Origin of the sequence: Polynucleobacter sp. AP-Titi-500A-B4 (genome assembly GCF_018688095.1) — a bacterium.
Lineage (GTDB): Bacteria > Pseudomonadota > Gammaproteobacteria > Burkholderiales > Burkholderiaceae > Polynucleobacter.
The window spans coordinates 944,506-960,523 of sequence record NZ_CP061311.1; the positions used below are offsets into that span (position 1 = coordinate 944,506).

Here is a 16,018-nt window from a genome sequence, read left to right on the forward strand (position 1 = left end):
TTTAAATCAAACTCGTAAATACCGATTCTATGAAAAAACTCTCCATTCTTACTCGATTGCTCGTCTGTGCTGGTCTAGCATTTGCTGGTTTTAATGCTCAGGCTGATGAAGTTAAAGGCAGTGCAGCAGCTGGTAATGCCAAGGTTTGGCTATGTGTTGGCTGTCATTCCATCCCAGAATACCGCGCTGACTATCCATTGGTTTATAGAGTACCTAAGTTGGGTGGCCAAAATGCGGCTTACATCGCATCTTCTTTGTCTGAATACAAGAAGGGCAACAGAAAGCATCCAACGATGCGTTCTATCGCAGGCAGCTTGTCTGACCAAGACATGGCTGATATTGGCGAATACTACGCTGCGCAAACTGCCAGCTCACCTAACAACCCATTGAAGTGATAGAGATACGTATATGAAATTTGCACTAGTAACAGCAGTTTTGCTTTCCAGCATTGGTCTAGTTAACGTGGCGAATGCCGCTAGCGTAGATAAAGGTCAAGCTCTAGTTGAGAAAGCCAATTGTGCTTCTTGCCATGGCGCTGGATTAAATGCACCGATTCTGCCTGTTTATCCAAAGTTGGCTGGTCAATATCCTGATTACCTTTACTACGCATTGAAGGCATACAAGGTTGGCAACGGGAATGCTCAGTATGGACGCAATAACGCGATCATGAGCTCTCAAGTTCAAGCATTCTCTGATGCTGATCTCCAAGACATTGCTGCTTACATCTCCTCCTTGCCAGGAAACTTGGTTATTAAGAAGTAACTCTGCTTGAGTTGGACTCTGGCTGTATTTAAAACAAAGGCTTAGAATAATCTTCTAAGCCTTTGTTCTTTATGGATAAATTACCTTATCTTAGAGCTTCTAAGCCTCTCGCCAAATGTTTGCGCATGGCACTTTCAGCACCAGCTTGGTCTCTTTTTAAAAGGGCATTCAGAATCTCACGATGCTCAATAAGTGAGTTTTGGAGTCTTCCAGTGCTCGTTAAAGAATCCTTGCGATGCAATTTAAGTACTTTACGCAGATCAGCAATGACACCATTCATCCAGCGATTGCCGGCAATTTCTTGGATTAATTCATGAAATTTGCCATTTATTTCGAAGAATTGCTCAATATCTCGATCTGCGGCAGCTTTTTCTAGGCGGTGATGCCAATAATCTAGTTGGTTTAACTCTTCTTCAGTTGCCTTAGAGGCTGTTTCACGTGCCGCTTCACCCTCAAGGAGGGAGAGAATGGTGAAGATTTGCTCCAGGTCCCTTCTGGCCACCTCGGTAACATAGGCTCCCCGACGCATTTTGATGGTGACTAAGCCTTCAGAGGCTAAAACCTTAATAGCTTCACGCATTGGAGTACGACTGATCCCAAATTGCTCCGCAAGGCTTTGCTCATCTAGCCAGCTTCCTGGCGCTAAGAGTTTGGCAAATATTTGCTCCCGAAGACGGTCAGCGACGTCTTCATACAATGGCCTATTATTCAGTTTTGTATTCATAATTATGAATACATGATAGCTGGACAAATTCTAAATAGTCAAGCAGAATTACAAAATCTTATATGCAATGCAACAAAATTAACGGGAGTGCTTTGTGAGTTCAGAAAAGAAAAGTCCATCTAGTACATGGCCATCATTTCCAGAGACCAACTTGGAAGCTTGGAAAAAGTCGGCACAGAAATCTGCACCCAATGGTGATGTCGATAAGCTTGGTTGGAAAACTCCTGATGGAATTCATTTAAAGGCGCTTTACACATCTTCAGATACTGAAGGCCTCAATTACACCGATACATTGCCAGGTTTCGAGCCTTTTGTACGTGGACCGCAGGCAACGATGTACTCAGTACGTCCATGGACCATTCGACAGTACGCAGGTTTTTCAACCGCAGAAGAGTCAAATGCCTTTTATCGCAAAGCATTAGAAGCAGGTGGCCAAGGTGTTTCTGTTGCATTCGACTTAGCTACACATCGCGGTTACGACTCCGATCATCCACGCGTGACGGGTGACGTTGGTAAGGCAGGCGTTGCTATTGATTCTGTTGAAGACATGAAGATTTTGTTTGATGGCATCCCATTGGATAAAGTTTCTGTATCCATGACCATGAATGGCGCTGTATTGCCTGTATTGGCTGGTTATATCGTGGCTGGTGAGGAACAAGGTGTCAAACAAGAACTCTTATCGGGAACGATTCAAAACGATATTCTCAAAGAGTTCATGGTGCGCAATACCTATATTTATCCGCCAGAACCATCGATGCGCATCATTGGTGACATCATTGAGTACACCGCGCAACATATGCCGAAATTTAATTCGATTTCGATATCGGGTTATCACATGCAAGAGGCTGGCGCTAACCAAGTATTGGAATTGGCTTTCACTTTGGCTGACGGTAAGGAATACGTCAAAACGGCACTTGCTAAAGGCCTGGATGTGGATGGCTTTGCTGGTCGTCTTTCATTCTTTTTTGCCATTGGTATGAACTTCTATCTAGAGGTTGCTAAATTGCGTGCGGCACGTTTGCTGTGGTGGCGCATCATGAAATCCTTTGAGCCAAAAAATCCAAAGTCTTTAATGTTGCGTACGCACTGCCAAACATCTGGCTGGTCATTAACCGAGCAAGACCCCTATAACAACGTAGTGAGAACTACCGTTGAAGCGATGGCAGCGGTCTTTGGTGGCACGCAATCCTTGCATACCAATTCTCTAGATGAAGCCATTGCCTTGCCTTCAGAGTTCTCAAGCCGTATTGCTCGTAATACCCAATTAATTCTCCAGGAAGAAACCCATATCACTAGCGTGATCGATCCTTGGGCTGGTTCTTACATGATGGAGAACCTAACTCAAGAGATGGCTGATAAGGCCTGGGAAATCATTCAAGAAGTTGATGCCATGGGTGGCATGACAAAGGCGGTGGAAAGTGGCTGGGCTAAGCTCAAGATTGAAGCAGCTGCCGCTGAGAAACAAGCCAAGATTGACTCAGGTTCCGATGTGATTGTTGGTGTCAATAAATACAAACTTGGAAAAGAAGATCTCGTCGATGTATTGATGATTGATAACGACAAGGTTCGTGAAGGTCAAGTTGCCCGTCTCAAAGAGATCAGGGCTAAGCGCGACAGTAAAAAAGTAGAGGCTGCATTAGAGGCTTTAAGCAAAGCTGCTGAAGATGGCTCTGGCAATTTACTAGAGTTATCTGTAAACGCAATTCGTTTGCGGGCAACTGTAGGTGAAGTTTCTGATGCATTAGAAAAAGTTTACGGGCGCCATCGCGCCGATACTCAAAAGGTGACCGGAGTGTATGCAGCCGCTTATGACTCAGCTGAAGGCTGGGCAAAATTACAAACAGAGATCGCTGACTTTGCTAAAGAATTTGGCCGTCGCCCACGTGTGATGATTGCCAAACTTGGTCAGGATGGACATGATCGTGGCGCTAAGGTAGTAGCCACAGCCTATGCCGACTTAGGCTTTGACGTCGATATTGGACCCTTGTTCCAGACACCAGAAGAGTGCGCGCGTCAGGCGATTGAGAATGACGTTCATGCTTTGGGTGTATCGACCTTAGCGGCTGGTCATAAAACCTTAGTGCCAGCGATCATCGCCGAGCTCAAGAAACAAGGCTCTGATGACATCATCGTGTTTGTGGGTGGCGTGATTCCTAGACAAGATTATGAGTTCCTGTATGAAGCAGGTGTTAAGGGTATTTATGGACCAGGCACTCCAATCCCAGCATCAGCTAAGGATGTGCTTGAGCAAATTCGTAAATCCGTAAAGCCGGTTTAGTAAACCTAAGGGACAGTTGAGCATGCTCGAAGCCACTGATCTTGCTTTAGTAAGTGACCTCACTGGTGCGCCATCGCTAAAGCAGCGACGCGCATTGGCGAAGGTTATTACTTTGCTTGAATCTACTCGCTTAGATCACCGTAAGCGTGCTGATGAAGTGCTCAACACACTCCTGCCAAAAACAGGCAAGTCCTTTCGCTTGGGGGTCTCTGGCGTTCCAGGGGTAGGCAAATCCACTCTCATCGAAACGCTGGGACTTTATTTAATTGATAAAGGGCATCGAGTTGCTGTTCTAGCAATCGACCCATCCTCCAGCCTGTCGGGCGGCTCTATTCTGGGTGACAAAACCCGTATGGAACGCTTATCCGTTTTAGAGAATGCCTTTATTAGACCTAGCCCATCATCTCTGACGCTTGGTGGCGTTGCTGAAAAAACCCGTGAAGCAATGCTGGTTGCAGAGGCTGCTGGGTTTGACATCATCATCGTTGAAACGGTCGGCGTAGGACAGAGCGAGATTGCGGTAGCAGGCATGACAGATATGTTCTTGCTACTGCAATTGCCTAATGCGGGTGATGATTTGCAAGCAATCAAAAAAGGGGTCATGGAGATTGCTGACCTGATTGTGATTAATAAAGTAGATCTTGATCCGGATGCAGCAATGCGGGCACAACTCTTTATCACCAGCTCATTGCGCTTGTTAGGATTTCAGGGTAATCCTGAGCATGCATCGCATGATGAAGACTTTTGGCACCCTACCGTAATGACATTGAGTGCCTTGGAAGGCAAGGGCGTTCCTGAGCTATGGGACAAGGTCTCCCATTTTGAAAAACTGCAAAGAGCCAATGGCAAATTTGATTCGCGTCGCAAGCAGCAGGCTGGTGCTTGGATGTGGGATCGTATTGATGCAGGTCTAAAAAACGCATTTCGCAGTAACGAAGCGGTTCAAGCGCTTCTACCCAGCTTAATTGCACAAGTAAATCAGGGAACCATGGCACCTTCAGTAGCCGCAAGACGTTTATTGGAGTCCATGGGACATGAATTTTTCTAAGGAGTAGGTAATGAAGGAAATCATTCAACAACTGGAAGCAAAGCGCGAGCTTGCACGCTTAGGTGGCGGCCAAAAGCGGATTCAGGCTCAGCACGCCAAAGGCAAATTAACTGCCCGTGAGCGTATCGAGCTCTTGCTGGATGCTGGCACTTTTGAAGAGTGGGATATGTTCGTTGAACATCGTTGTCATGACTTTGGAATGGCTGATCAAACTGTGCCAGGCGATGGCGTAGTGACCGGCTACGGAATGATTAATGGCCGCTTAGTTTTTGTGTTCTCGCAAGACTTTACTGTTCTTGGCGGCTCATTATCAGAGGCTCACGCTGAAAAGATTTGCAAGATCATGGATCAAGCACTTAAAGTTGGCGCCCCAGTGATTGGTTTAAATGACTCAGGCGGTGCACGTATTCAGGAGGGTGTTGCTTCCTTGGGTGGCTATGCGGAGATTTTCCAGCGCAACGTAACAGCCTCTGGTGTGATTCCTCAGATTTCATTGATCATGGGGCCATCTGCTGGCGGTGCCGTCTACTCTCCAGCCCTAACCGACTTCATCTTTATGGTGAAAGACAGCTCATACATGTTCGTGACTGGTCCTGAGGTAGTGAAGACCGTGACTCACGAAGATGTCACTTCTGAAGAGTTGGGCGGTGCAGTAACACACTCCACCGTTTCTGGGGTTTGTGACCTCGCATTTGATAATGATGTTGATGCGATCATGATGTTGCGACGCTTCTTTAACTACTTGCCTTTATCGAATCGCGAAAAACCGCCTCTCATTAAAGGTGCAAACCGTACTGAAGAACCAGATTTCTCCTTGGATACCTTGGTTCCTTCCAACCCAAATCAACCTTACGATATGAAAGAGTTGATTGAGAAGATTGTGGATGATGGCGAATTCTTTGAGCTTCAACCAGACTACGCAAAGAACATCGTGATTGGCTTTGCCCGCATGGAAGGCCGCTCCATTGGCATCGTTGCAAATCAACCTCTAGTCTTAGCAGGTTGTTTGGATATCAAAGCATCTATTAAGGCAGCAAGATTCGTGCGTTTTTGTGACGCCTTCAATATTCCAGTAGTGACCTTGGTTGATGTGCCAGGCTTTATGCCGGGAACCGCCCAGGAATATGGCGGCATTATTAAGCATGGCGCTAAATTACTCTACGCCTACGCTGATTGCACGGTTCCTAAAGTAACTTTGATAACCCGTAAAGCCTACGGTGGAGCTTATGACGTGATGGCTTCTAAACACTTGCGTGGTGACGTTAACTTCGCATGGCCTTCGGCAGAGATTGCGGTAATGGGCCCTAAGGGTGCGGTAGAGATTATTTTCCGCGAAGAAAAATCAGATCCAGCAAAAATTACTGCTCGTGAAGCGGAGTACAAGGCCAAGTTTGCTAACCCATTTGTGGCAGGGCGTCGTGGCTATATCGACGATGTCATTCTTCCCCATGAGACTCGCAAACGAATTGCTCGCTCACTAGCCATGCTCAAAGATAAAGATTTGAAGAATCCTGCGCGTAAACACGGCAACATTCCTCTGTAAAGGCGCTGATAAAAGATGACTACGAAAATGTTTAAGAAAATTTTGATTGCTAATCGCGGCGAGATTGCTTGCCGAGTCATGAAAACCGCTAAAAAGATGGGCATTAAGACGGTTGCGGTTTATTCGGAGGCTGATAAAGAGGCGCGACACGTACAAATGGCTGACGAAGCGATTTGCATTGGACCGGCACCTTCACGTGAGTCCTATTTAGTGATGGATCGCATCATTGCTGCCTGTAAAGATACTGGCGCTGAAGCGGTTCACCCAGGCTATGGTTTCTTGTCCGAGAATGAGCAATTTGCCAAGCGTTGTGAAGAAGAAGGCATTGTCTTTATTGGCCCTAAACACCAATCTATTGCAGCAATGGGTGACAAGATCGCCTCCAAGAAACTTGCTTTAGAAGCGAAGGTCAACACTATTCCTGGTTACAACGAAGCGATTGATACCACTGATGAAGCCGTAAAAATTGCTCAGGGCATTGGTTATCCAGTAATGATTAAAGCTTCAGCTGGCGGGGGTGGTAAAGGCTTGCGCGTTGCTTTTAATGACAAAGAGGCTGCCGAAGGTTTTGCTGCCTGCAAAACTGAGGCGATGAACAGCTTTGGTGATGATCGTATTTTCATTGAAAAATTCGTTGAAGGACCACGTCATATTGAGATTCAGGTTTTAGGCGACTCTCATGGCAATGTGGTGTATCTGAATGAGCGCGATTGCTCAATTCAGCGTCGTCACCAAAAAGTGATTGAAGAGGCACCATCTCCATTTATTGATCCAGCTACTCGTAAGGCAATGGGTGAACAAGCAGTTGCCTTAGCGAAGGCTGTGAATTACCAATCTGCTGGTACTGTGGAGTTCGTCGTTGGTAAAGATAAGTCGTTCTATTTCTTGGAGATGAATACCCGTTTGCAGGTTGAACACCCTGTAACTGAAAGTATTACAGGTTTAGATCTGGTTGAGCAGATGATTCGTGTGGCTGCTGGCGAAAAACTGGCATTCAAGCAAGAAGATGTGAAGTTAGATGGCTGGTCGATGGAGTGCCGTATTAATGCAGATGATCCATTCCGTAACTTCTTGCCATCCACTGGTCGCCTTGTGAAATATCGTCCACCAGAATCTGTCAATGGCGTGAGGGTTGATACAGGCGTGTACGAAGGTGGTGAGATACCGATGTACTACGACTCCATGATTGCGAAATTAATCGTACATGGCAAGGATCGTACTGAGGCCATCGAGAAGATGCGCTCTGCCTTAAATGACTTTGTTATTCGCGGCATTCATTCCAATATTCCATTTCAAGCTGCGCTGTTGCAACATCCCCGCTTTGTAAACGGTGATTTCACGACAGGCTTCATTGCAGAGGAATATCCAGAAGGATTTAAAAAAGACTCTGTACAGCCTGCAGATCCAAAGCGCCTTGCTGCTTTAGCGGCATTTATGCGTTATCGCTATCTTGAACACATCAAAATGATTGATGGCCAATTGGCTGGACATGAGATGGTGATTGCCAAGAAGTTTGTTGTAGTGACTGGCAAAAAAACAGGCTCAATGAATGATCCCTATGAAGAGCCCGTACGCATTGAATTAAAAGACGGTATTTATTCCGTCTACATCGATGATGCCGATGGCGTTAGTCGTTATGACATTGAAAGTGACTGGCGCCCCGGTCAGCTAGCCTTACATGCAACCATCAATCGCACTAGCAAAATTACTGCGCAAGTAGAGCGTAAGGGTGTTCGTTTGTATTTAGTGCTTGATGGCGCGCATTATGAGTGCATGGTTCTGAGCCCCTTAGGTGCAGAGCTACAACGTCGTATGCCAGTCAAGCTTCCACCCGATACTTCTAAGTTAGTGATGTCTCCAATGCCTGGTTTACTGACAAAGATTGCCGTCAAGCTTGGTGATGCAGTGACTGCCGGTCAAAAGCTTGCCTCGATTGAGGCGATGAAGATGGAAAACACCATCTCTGCTGCTCAGGATGGTGTTGTTTCTGAGATCTGCGCTAAAGAGGGCGATAGCTTGGCAGTTGATCAACTTATCATTCGTTTTGAATAACACAGGTGAAAAGTTATGACAGCTAAGCCATTCAAAATTCTTGGTATTCAGCAAATCGCTATCGGCGGTGAAAATAAGGATCGTCTAAAAAAGCTTTGGGTCGATTTATTAGGCTTCGAATACAAAAGTACTTTTGTCTCAGAGCGCGAGAACGTAGATGAAGATATTTGCGCGATCGGATCAGGTGCACATGAGATTGAAGTAGACCTCATGCAGCCCTTTGATATTGAGAAAAAGCCTGCAGTTCATCAAACACCCCTCAATCACATCGGATTGTGGGTGGATGATCTTCCTAAGGCAGTTGAATGGCTCTCTGCCAATGGCTTACGGTTTGCTCCAGGTGGTATCCGCAGAGGCGCAGGTGGCCACGACATCACTTTTGTTCACCCCAAGGGTAACGATGAGTTTCCAATCAGTGGCGAGGGCGTCTTAATCGAGCTTGTTCAGGCGCCTCCTGAGGTCATTGCAGGATTGCGTTCATAATTTGGGTTTTGAACAGAACCCAATAGAGCGAGTGTGAATTGACGCGATTATTGGCCATCGATACCTCCTCAGCGTGGTGTTCGGTGGCTTTATCTTTAGGTGATGCAGTGCCTGTACTCCGACATGAAGCTGTGTCGGCGGGCGCTAGCCAACTCTTATTGCCTTGGATTGAAGATTTATTAGATAAGGCCAATCTAGAACTTGATAGGCTTGATGCCATAGCAGTAGGGATCGGCCCTGGCGCATTCACTGGAGTCCGCTTAGGGGTAGCCGCGGTCCAGGGTCTTGCAACTGCTGCAAACCTCCCTGTCTTGCCGGTTGCCAGTTTGGATGCGATTGCGGCGCAAGCTATGAAAACAGCAGGCTTTGCAAAAATCAAACCACAACATTTTGTCATTGCCGTAGATGCGCGAATGGATGAAATCTATTGGGCTCGATATGAAATACAGGCCAATCAACTGTTGGCAAAGCGTATAGGTGATATTCATCTATCCAAGCCAGAGGCGATTGATTTAACGAATATTCAATATCTTGCTGGCAGTGCTGTTCAGGTCTTTGGCGATCGTCTATTTACCAAAAATTCTTTACCAAGTGCAGCGCTGGATTCAGTAATCTCAATCTCAGCGCTAGGCATCTTAGATGTAGCGCGGGAGATGTATCAGGCTGGTCGGCACATTCCTGTTGCCCAATTAGAGCCACTCTATGTGCGTAATAAAGTAGCTTTAACGACGGATGAACGTGGAATTGTCTTTCAAAAGGGTGCACTGTAATGAGCGCACAAGAAGTTGGCACTGAGTTGTCATTCATGCCGATGCAGGTGGCAGATTTAGATGAAGTATTGGCTATTGAATCGATCTCTCATATTCACCCTTGGACCAAAGGTAACTTTTCGGACTCCTTAGCCGCAGGTCATTGGGCGTATTGCATCAGACCACAAGTGAATCAAGCACAGGCAATGCCAGGTAGTTATCTTGATTCGCAAGTCCTATGGGCGTATTGCATTCTCTACCCAGCTGTTGATGAGCTGCATCTGTTAAACATTACGGTCGCCCCTAAATTACGTCAGCTGGGATTGGGGTCTCGTATGATGGCGGCAATTGAAGGTGTGGCTGCGCAACAAAAAATACCTCGGATCATTCTTGAAGTGAGACCCTCGAATGATTCTGCGGTCACTTTATATCAAAAGCTTGGCTACGAGCAAATTGGGGTACGTAAAAATTACTATCCTGCCAGTGCACAAACAGGAAATCGTGAAGATGCGATCGTGATGGCTAAATCGATTAAGCTAGAGCCATGACCAATACGCATTCAAGCTTTCTTAAAGAAATGGGCATCACTGAATGGACCTCGCGGGATCGTTCTGCTGAGCTTGCCCAAGCTAGCCAGCCTCAAGTTTCTGAGAATGCTTCTGCTTCAGTTGAAAAGACTCCAAGAGCACATTGGTGGTTCTTCGGCAATCCACCGCAAGGTGATGCCCAAGTGTTATTCCAGAATGTCATTCGTGTTTTGGGTCTGGCTGGAAACGAGTGGTCATGGAAGAGTCCAAATGACAATTTAGCAAAACTTATATTGCCAGAAAATGGTATGCCAGTAGTAGCCTTGGCATTTGGTGGTCCCGCAGCTCAAAAAATTACTGGTGAACGTGATCCGCTACCTCAATTGCGCGAAACAATCTTAGCCTTAAATACTGGCAATGACGATGAGATTCCAGTTGTAGCCACATTCGATTTAGCCCAACTTGTTACCAAGTCGACAGAAAAGGCCTCGCTCTGGCAAGATCTCTTGCTGGCTAAATCAGTTCTACAGAATATTTAAACCCAATACGGTTTTAGTGCTTATGCTCACCGATGAGGTGCATAGAGTCATACTCGGCTTGGTTGCGGGCATGGCGTTTGATGACTAACCACATGATGATGCTCACGGTTACACCAAAGCCAATAATGACTGCTTGAATAGGAGCATCCAGCCAAATCAGTAGTGAGTAAATTGCTAACATCCCCAATACAGAAATATTTTCATTAAAGTTCTGTACGGCAATAGAGTGACCAGCAGACATCAATACGTGGCCACGATGCTGGAGTAGCGCATTCATAGGCACCACAAAATACCCGGCCAACCAACCTACCAAGATTAGAAGGATATAAGCAGGCAATAGATTCAAGGTGACCTGCATTTTGCCAATGGCAAGCAATGGTGTATTGGGCAACATATCGGAGTTATAGATTGCCATGACACAGACAACTAATCCCATGGCAATACCGTAAGGTAGAACATTCAGGGACTTACGAAGAGGTACGCGCCAAGCTGCCCAGACGGCTCCTCCAGCAACACCTACGGCAGAGATGGCCTGCAAAATAGCGCCCTGTGAGAGGTTCATATGTAGGGCGACTTGCGCCCACTTAATCACGATGAACTGCAAGGTTGCACCAGCACCCCAAAACAAGGTAGTAACCGCTAAAGAGATTTGACCTAAACGGTCATCCCACAGAGTTCTGAAGCAAACAGCAAAGTCTTTGACCAATTCAATCGGATTGGTTTTCTGGGATACATAGCGAGCGCCAGTATCTGGAATCTTTAAGTTAATGAGGGCTGCAATGACATAAATCATCATGATGATCATGATTGCTGACTCTGCAGGTGTATCGATACCAGTATCTAAACTAGGCACATCGAGAGCCAGGAGGCTCTGAGAGACGGTGCTGCTAATTAAGACCCCGCCCAGCACGGTGCCTAAAATAATTGATCCAACGGTCAGTCCCTCAATCCAGCCATTGGCAGCGACTAATTTCTCTGGAGGGAGTAACTCAGTCAAGATGCCATACTTTGCAGGAGAGTAGGCGGCAGCGCCAAGGCCTACGATTGCATACGAGAGCAAAGGGTGCCCACCAAAGAGCATAGCTACACAACCAATAAACTTGATGGTGTTAGTAATGAACATGACATTGCCTTTTGGGCGGGAGTCTGCAAAGGCACCCACAAAGGCAGCCAGCACTACATAGGACAATACGAAGAATAATTTGAGCAAAGGGGTCATCCAGGCCGGAGCGTGAAGCTGAGCCAAGAGGGCAATTGCCGCTATCAGGAGGGCGTTATCAGCAAGCGACGAAAAAAATTGCGCCGCCATAATGATGTAAAAACTACGGTTCATTCGTACAATCTAGTCATTAATACAATTAAAGCATGAAAGGAGGGGTAGAAATGGGTGCTTCGGCTAATAGTTTGATTAATAGACCAATTTTGGCATCTATTCATACACAGGCCTTTCAGCATAACTTAAACCGTGTTCGGGAGCTTGCGCCTGAGTCAAAAATTTGGTCTGTTATTAAGGCAAGGGCATACGGCCATACTTTTGATGCTGTACTGAAAGGGCTTGAGTCGACTGACGGTTTTGCGCTTTTAGATATTCAGGATGCGGTTTGCTTAAGGGAGCATGGTTGGCAGGGGCGTATTTTGCTACTAGAGGGCTTATTTCATGAAAATGAAATCGATCTTGCTCAAGAGCTCCATTGTGACTTGGTGGTCCATTGCGAAACGCAGATTGAGTGGCTTGAGCGCTATGCGGATAAAGTCCACAAGCCCATTAGTGTTTTTCTTAAAATGAATACTGGTATGAATCGCCTGGGATTAAAACCTGAGGCCTATAGAACCGCTTTTCATCGATTGCACTCAGCGGGTTATCGCTTGCATCACATGACCCATTTTGCCAATGCCGATCAAATGGATCGCAAGCCTACAGTTGATGCTCAACAAGAATTATTTAATCAAACTATTGAAGGATTAGATGGCCCGACTTCTTTAGCAAATTCTGCTGCAATTCTTTGGCATCGCAATGCCTTGGGCGATTGGGTGCGCCCAGGCATCATGCTTTATGGTGCCTCACCAACCGGTCTATATGCCGATATTGAACATGCGCATCTTCAGGCGGTCATGCAGTTGCATAGCGAGATTATTGACATACAAGAATTACAAGCGGGTGATCGGATAGGTTACGGTGGTCGTTATGAAGCGCCTGAGCCGATGCGCGTAGGTATTGTTGCTTGCGGTTATGCAGACGGTTATCCACGACATGCAAAAGATGGCACACCAGTGTGGGTTGGTGATAGCGATAAAGTTGGAAGTGGAATTATCTGCCCACTAGTTGGACGAGTATCGATGGATATGTTGACGGTAGATTTACGCAATGCTCCGCATGCCAAAATTGGAAGTGTTGTTGAGCTCTGGGGTGATAAGGTGCCGGTAGATCAAGTTGCGCAAATGAGTAACACGATTGGATATGAATTACTCTGCGCTGTAGCACCCAGGGTGCCTGTAAAAATTATTTGATCGCCCAAAATAAAAAATCCTCTTTAGTAGAGGATTTTTTATAAATTGATTGGCTCGCATTTAAATGAGCCTACTGATTCCAGATCTGCCACCACTTACGTTCCTTCTTAACTCGCTGACCAGTTTCTAACATTTGACTATCTGGGAAGTTCAGCTTGAATACCCGCGCAGTGTCATTGCTTAATTGAGTCATACCCAATTTTTCATAGGATTTCATCAGGATGTAAAGCGCCTCCTCAACTGCTGGGGCGCGATCGTAGTCACGAATGACGAGCTGGGCACGGTTTGCAGAGGCCAAATAGGCGCCGCGTTGGTAGTAGAAACGTGCCACGATCACATCGGCTTCAGCAAGCGAGTTCACGATATAACGCATACGATCTAAGGAGTCTGGTGCGTATTTGCTGTTAGGAAAACGCTCAACGACTGTTTTGAACGATTCAAATGCTTCTTTAGCAGCCTTAGGATCACGTTCGCTTAAATCTTGACCAGTAAATTTACCGAGCCAACCTAAGTCATCATTGAAGGTAATAAGGCCTTTGAGATAGTAGGCATAGTCTAAGGTTGGGCTACCTTGATGTAATTTAATAAACCGATCAATTGCTACAAGAGCTTGAGTTTGCTCTTGCGCTTTCCAGTAGCAGTAAGCAGCATTAATTTGTGCTTGTTGTGAATAAGGACCAAATGGAAAACGTGCTTCAAGTTTTTCAAAGTATTTGCCGCACTTTGCAAAGTCGCCATCATTTAACTTATCGGTTCCTTCAGAGTAAAGCTTGGATTCTGACCATATATCGGTATCGTCCTTTTGGCCATCACTACCAGCGCACCCGCTGACGAGTAATAGAGCGCAAATACAGGATAAAAGCAGGGCGATTGAACCCAGACTAATTCGGGAAATGCATTTTTGAGGGGCGGATGACCCAGCAAGCCTTAAACTGGCGTCTGATATTACGTCGGACATAACTGAAAGGCTCTTTAAGCGTGGCATTGCCGCAAACTCCTGATTCGAATCCTGTTGATTATATCGATGAAGAGGATTTCATCTCCCTGGAAATTCCCATGGAGATGGCCGGCGAACGCCTAGACAAGGTGCTAGCAGGGTCTTTGCCAGATTATTCCCGAAATCGTCTCAAGACCTGGGTCGAGGCTGGAGCGGTAATGGTCGATGGCAAAGTCACTAAAGCACGTTATTTACTGAGAGGCGGAGAGAGTATTAAGGTGTTTCCACAAGAAATGCCCGAGCAATTTGCCTTTAGCCCTGAAAACATCCCATTGGATGTGGTTTATGAGGATGATTCCATTATTGTGATCAATAAACCGCCAGGATTGGTGGTTCATCCAGCAGCAGGTAACTGGTCTGGGACTCTATTAAATGGCTTGCTATATAAATACCCTGAGCTGAAATCCTTGCCTCGGGCAGGTATCGTTCATCGATTGGATAAAGACACGTCGGGATTGATGGTAGTAGCGCGAACTGCGCATGCTCAAACATCACTCGTCAGGCAATTGCAAGATAGAACAGTAGGCAGAAGATATCTATCTTGGGTTTGGGGTGAAGCGCCCAGTCAAGGTAAGGTGCTGGCATCGGTAGGTCGAGATCAACGTGATCGTCTCAAAATGGCTGCCGGTAGTCCGCAAGGTAAACCTGCGGCGACATTATTTAGACGTTTAGCGAAATCCACTTTTCAAGAGTCGCCAGTGGCTTTACTAGAATGTCGTTTGGAAACAGGCCGCACTCATCAGATTCGAGTTCACCTTGAATCACTCGGCTATCCTTTATTGGGTGATCCGGTTTATCGCAAGAAAACCCCAGGTGTCGCAAAGAATTTACCATTTGAGCGCCAGGCATTACATGCCTTTGCTTTGAGTCTGCAACACCCGGTAAGTCAAGAGCTTGTGAGCTGGTTTCGTTTGCCACCTCAGGATCTCATGGCTTTATTGCCTCTAGTAGGTATGTCTGAAGCGGATTTGCCGCAAGAGTCAGTGGTGTTGGCCTCAATACACAACGAGCGCACGCATGGCTAATGTAAGTGGTGCATTTCTAAAGCCAGAGTGGGGTGCTCCAACTTCCATTCAGACCTTAGTGACTACACGGAACGGTGGGGTTAGCGTAGCCCCTTATGATTCACTTAATCTTGGCGATCATGTTGCTGATTTGCCTGAAAGCGTATTGGCAAATAGAGCACTATTAAGAAGTTGTTTACCAAGTGAGCCAGTTTGGTTGAAGCAAGTACACGGCGTCAACGTGAGCAAGCCTACTAAGCGATTGCTTGAAGCGGATGCAATTGTCACCAATAAGCCTAATGAAGTTTTAGCGATCATGACCGCAGATTGTTTGCCGGTGTTATTGGCTAATACAAAGGGAACGGTTATCGGTGCAGCACATGCTGGCTGGAGAGGACTTTGTGCTGGCGTTTTGGAGAACACGGTGGCAGAGATGAGGATTCTTGCGAACTACGGTGAGGGCGATCCCATCATGGCTTGGCTTGGTCCTGCTATCGGTCCTCAGATCTTTGAAGTAGGACAAGATGTTGTTGATGCTTTTCAGAATTTTGGGTTGCCCTATCCTGAGCAGGCCTTCATTCCCATTACTGGCAAATCCGGGAAATACTTAGCCAATATTTACTTATTAGCACGCAGCAGACTTTCAGCGGTGGGCGTGAATCAAATTTTTGGCGGGCACTACTGTACGTTCACGCAAGCTGAGCAATTTTTCTCTTATCGTCGGGATGGGGAAACAGGTAGGTTTGCTAGTCTGATCTGGATATCAGAGGCGAATTCGCTCTAGAATTCATCACCCTTTGGGTG

Annotated in this window: 16 protein-coding genes; 13 read left to right on the forward strand and 3 right to left on the reverse strand. The window is 46.3% G+C overall.

The window, feature by feature from the left end:
* Positions 1 to 29: 29 nt before the first annotated feature.
* Both FD968_RS04920 and FD968_RS04925 read left to right on the forward strand, forming a co-directional pair.
* The gene (locus FD968_RS04920) at positions 30 to 395 is read left to right on the forward strand and encodes a cytochrome c (RefSeq protein WP_251367647.1); all 366 of its coding nucleotides are present in this window, start codon (positions 30 to 32) and stop codon (positions 393 to 395) included.
* Between the two features lie 13 nt (positions 396 to 408).
* Positions 409 to 762, forward strand: coding sequence for a cytochrome c (locus FD968_RS04925; protein ID WP_215367724.1), 354 nt, complete (start codon positions 409 to 411; stop codon positions 760 to 762).
* Positions 763 to 847: 85 nt separating this feature from the next.
* On the opposite strand, the gene FD968_RS04930 is transcribed toward FD968_RS04925, so the two are convergent.
* A complete protein-coding gene (locus tag FD968_RS04930; protein ID WP_215367726.1) occupies positions 848 to 1,486 on the reverse strand; it encodes a GntR family transcriptional regulator in 639 nt (212 codons plus the stop codon).
* Between the two features lie 94 nt (positions 1,487 to 1,580).
* Between FD968_RS04930 and scpA the strand changes: the two genes are divergently transcribed.
* From scpA to FD968_RS04970, 8 genes are read left to right on the forward strand one after another with little or no spacing between them, the layout of a single operon-like run.
* On the forward strand, positions 1,581 to 3,764 hold the full coding sequence (scpA, locus tag FD968_RS04935; RefSeq protein ID WP_215367728.1) for a methylmalonyl-CoA mutase: 2,184 nt from the start codon (positions 1,581 to 1,583) through the stop codon (positions 3,762 to 3,764).
* 22 nt (positions 3,765 to 3,786) lie between these two features.
* A complete protein-coding gene (gene meaB / locus FD968_RS04940; RefSeq protein ID WP_215367730.1) occupies positions 3,787 to 4,812 on the forward strand; it encodes a methylmalonyl Co-A mutase-associated GTPase MeaB in 1,026 nt (341 codons plus the stop codon).
* 10 nt (positions 4,813 to 4,822) lie between these two features.
* On the forward strand, positions 4,823 to 6,355 hold the full coding sequence (locus tag FD968_RS04945; protein WP_215367732.1) for an acyl-CoA carboxylase subunit beta: 1,533 nt from the start codon (positions 4,823 to 4,825) through the stop codon (positions 6,353 to 6,355).
* 15 nt (positions 6,356 to 6,370) lie between these two features.
* Entirely contained in the window at positions 6,371 to 8,407 is a 2,037-nt protein-coding gene (gene accC / locus FD968_RS04950) for an acetyl-CoA carboxylase biotin carboxylase subunit (protein WP_251367648.1), read from the forward strand.
* 15 nt (positions 8,408 to 8,422) lie between these two features.
* Positions 8,423 to 8,890, forward strand: a complete 468-nt coding sequence (locus FD968_RS04955) for a VOC family protein (protein WP_215367734.1) — start codon at positions 8,423 to 8,425, stop codon at positions 8,888 to 8,890.
* Positions 8,891 to 8,928: 38 nt separating this feature from the next.
* Positions 8,929 to 9,660 carry a tRNA (adenosine(37)-N6)-threonylcarbamoyltransferase complex dimerization subunit type 1 TsaB gene (tsaB, locus tag FD968_RS04960; RefSeq protein WP_251367649.1) on the forward strand — a complete coding sequence of 244 codons (732 nt, stop codon included), beginning with the start codon at positions 8,929 to 8,931 and terminating at the stop codon, positions 9,658 to 9,660.
* Positions 9,660 to 10,187: a ribosomal protein S18-alanine N-acetyltransferase gene (rimI, locus tag FD968_RS04965; protein ID WP_215367735.1), complete on the forward strand. Its 528-nt coding sequence runs from the start codon at positions 9,660 to 9,662 to the stop codon at positions 10,185 to 10,187. The genes tsaB and rimI overlap by 1 nt, the downstream gene beginning before the upstream one ends.
* Positions 10,184 to 10,705, forward strand: a complete 522-nt coding sequence (locus tag FD968_RS04970; RefSeq protein ID WP_215367737.1) for a DNA polymerase III subunit psi — start codon at positions 10,184 to 10,186, stop codon at positions 10,703 to 10,705. The genes rimI and FD968_RS04970 overlap by 4 nt, the downstream gene beginning before the upstream one ends.
* A 13-nt stretch (positions 10,706 to 10,718) precedes the next feature.
* On the opposite strand, the gene lplT is transcribed toward FD968_RS04970, so the two are convergent.
* Positions 10,719 to 12,038, reverse strand: a complete 1,320-nt coding sequence (gene lplT / locus FD968_RS04975) for a lysophospholipid transporter LplT (RefSeq protein WP_215367739.1) — start codon at positions 12,036 to 12,038, stop codon at positions 10,719 to 10,721.
* A gap of 74 nt (positions 12,039 to 12,112) precedes the next feature.
* Here lplT and alr point away from each other — a divergent pair, with 74 nt between their 5' ends.
* Positions 12,113 to 13,213, forward strand: coding sequence for an alanine racemase (gene alr / locus FD968_RS04980; RefSeq protein ID WP_215368037.1), 1,101 nt, complete (start codon positions 12,113 to 12,115; stop codon positions 13,211 to 13,213).
* Positions 13,214 to 13,283: 70 nt separating this feature from the next.
* On the opposite strand, the gene FD968_RS04985 is transcribed toward alr, so the two are convergent.
* Positions 13,284 to 14,171 (reverse strand): outer membrane protein assembly factor BamD, encoded by an 888-nt coding sequence (locus tag FD968_RS04985; RefSeq protein ID WP_215367741.1) that lies wholly within the window; start codon positions 14,169 to 14,171, stop codon positions 13,284 to 13,286.
* A 20-nt stretch (positions 14,172 to 14,191) separates the two neighbouring features.
* Between FD968_RS04985 and FD968_RS04990 the strand changes: the two genes are divergently transcribed.
* Positions 14,192 to 15,235, forward strand: a complete 1,044-nt coding sequence (locus tag FD968_RS04990; protein WP_251367650.1) for an RluA family pseudouridine synthase — start codon at positions 14,192 to 14,194, stop codon at positions 15,233 to 15,235.
* A complete protein-coding gene (pgeF, locus tag FD968_RS04995) occupies positions 15,228 to 15,998 on the forward strand; it encodes a peptidoglycan editing factor PgeF (protein ID WP_215367743.1) in 771 nt (256 codons plus the stop codon). Before FD968_RS04990 ends, pgeF begins: the two co-directional genes overlap by 8 nt.
* Positions 15,999 to 16,018: the final 20 nt, after the last annotated feature.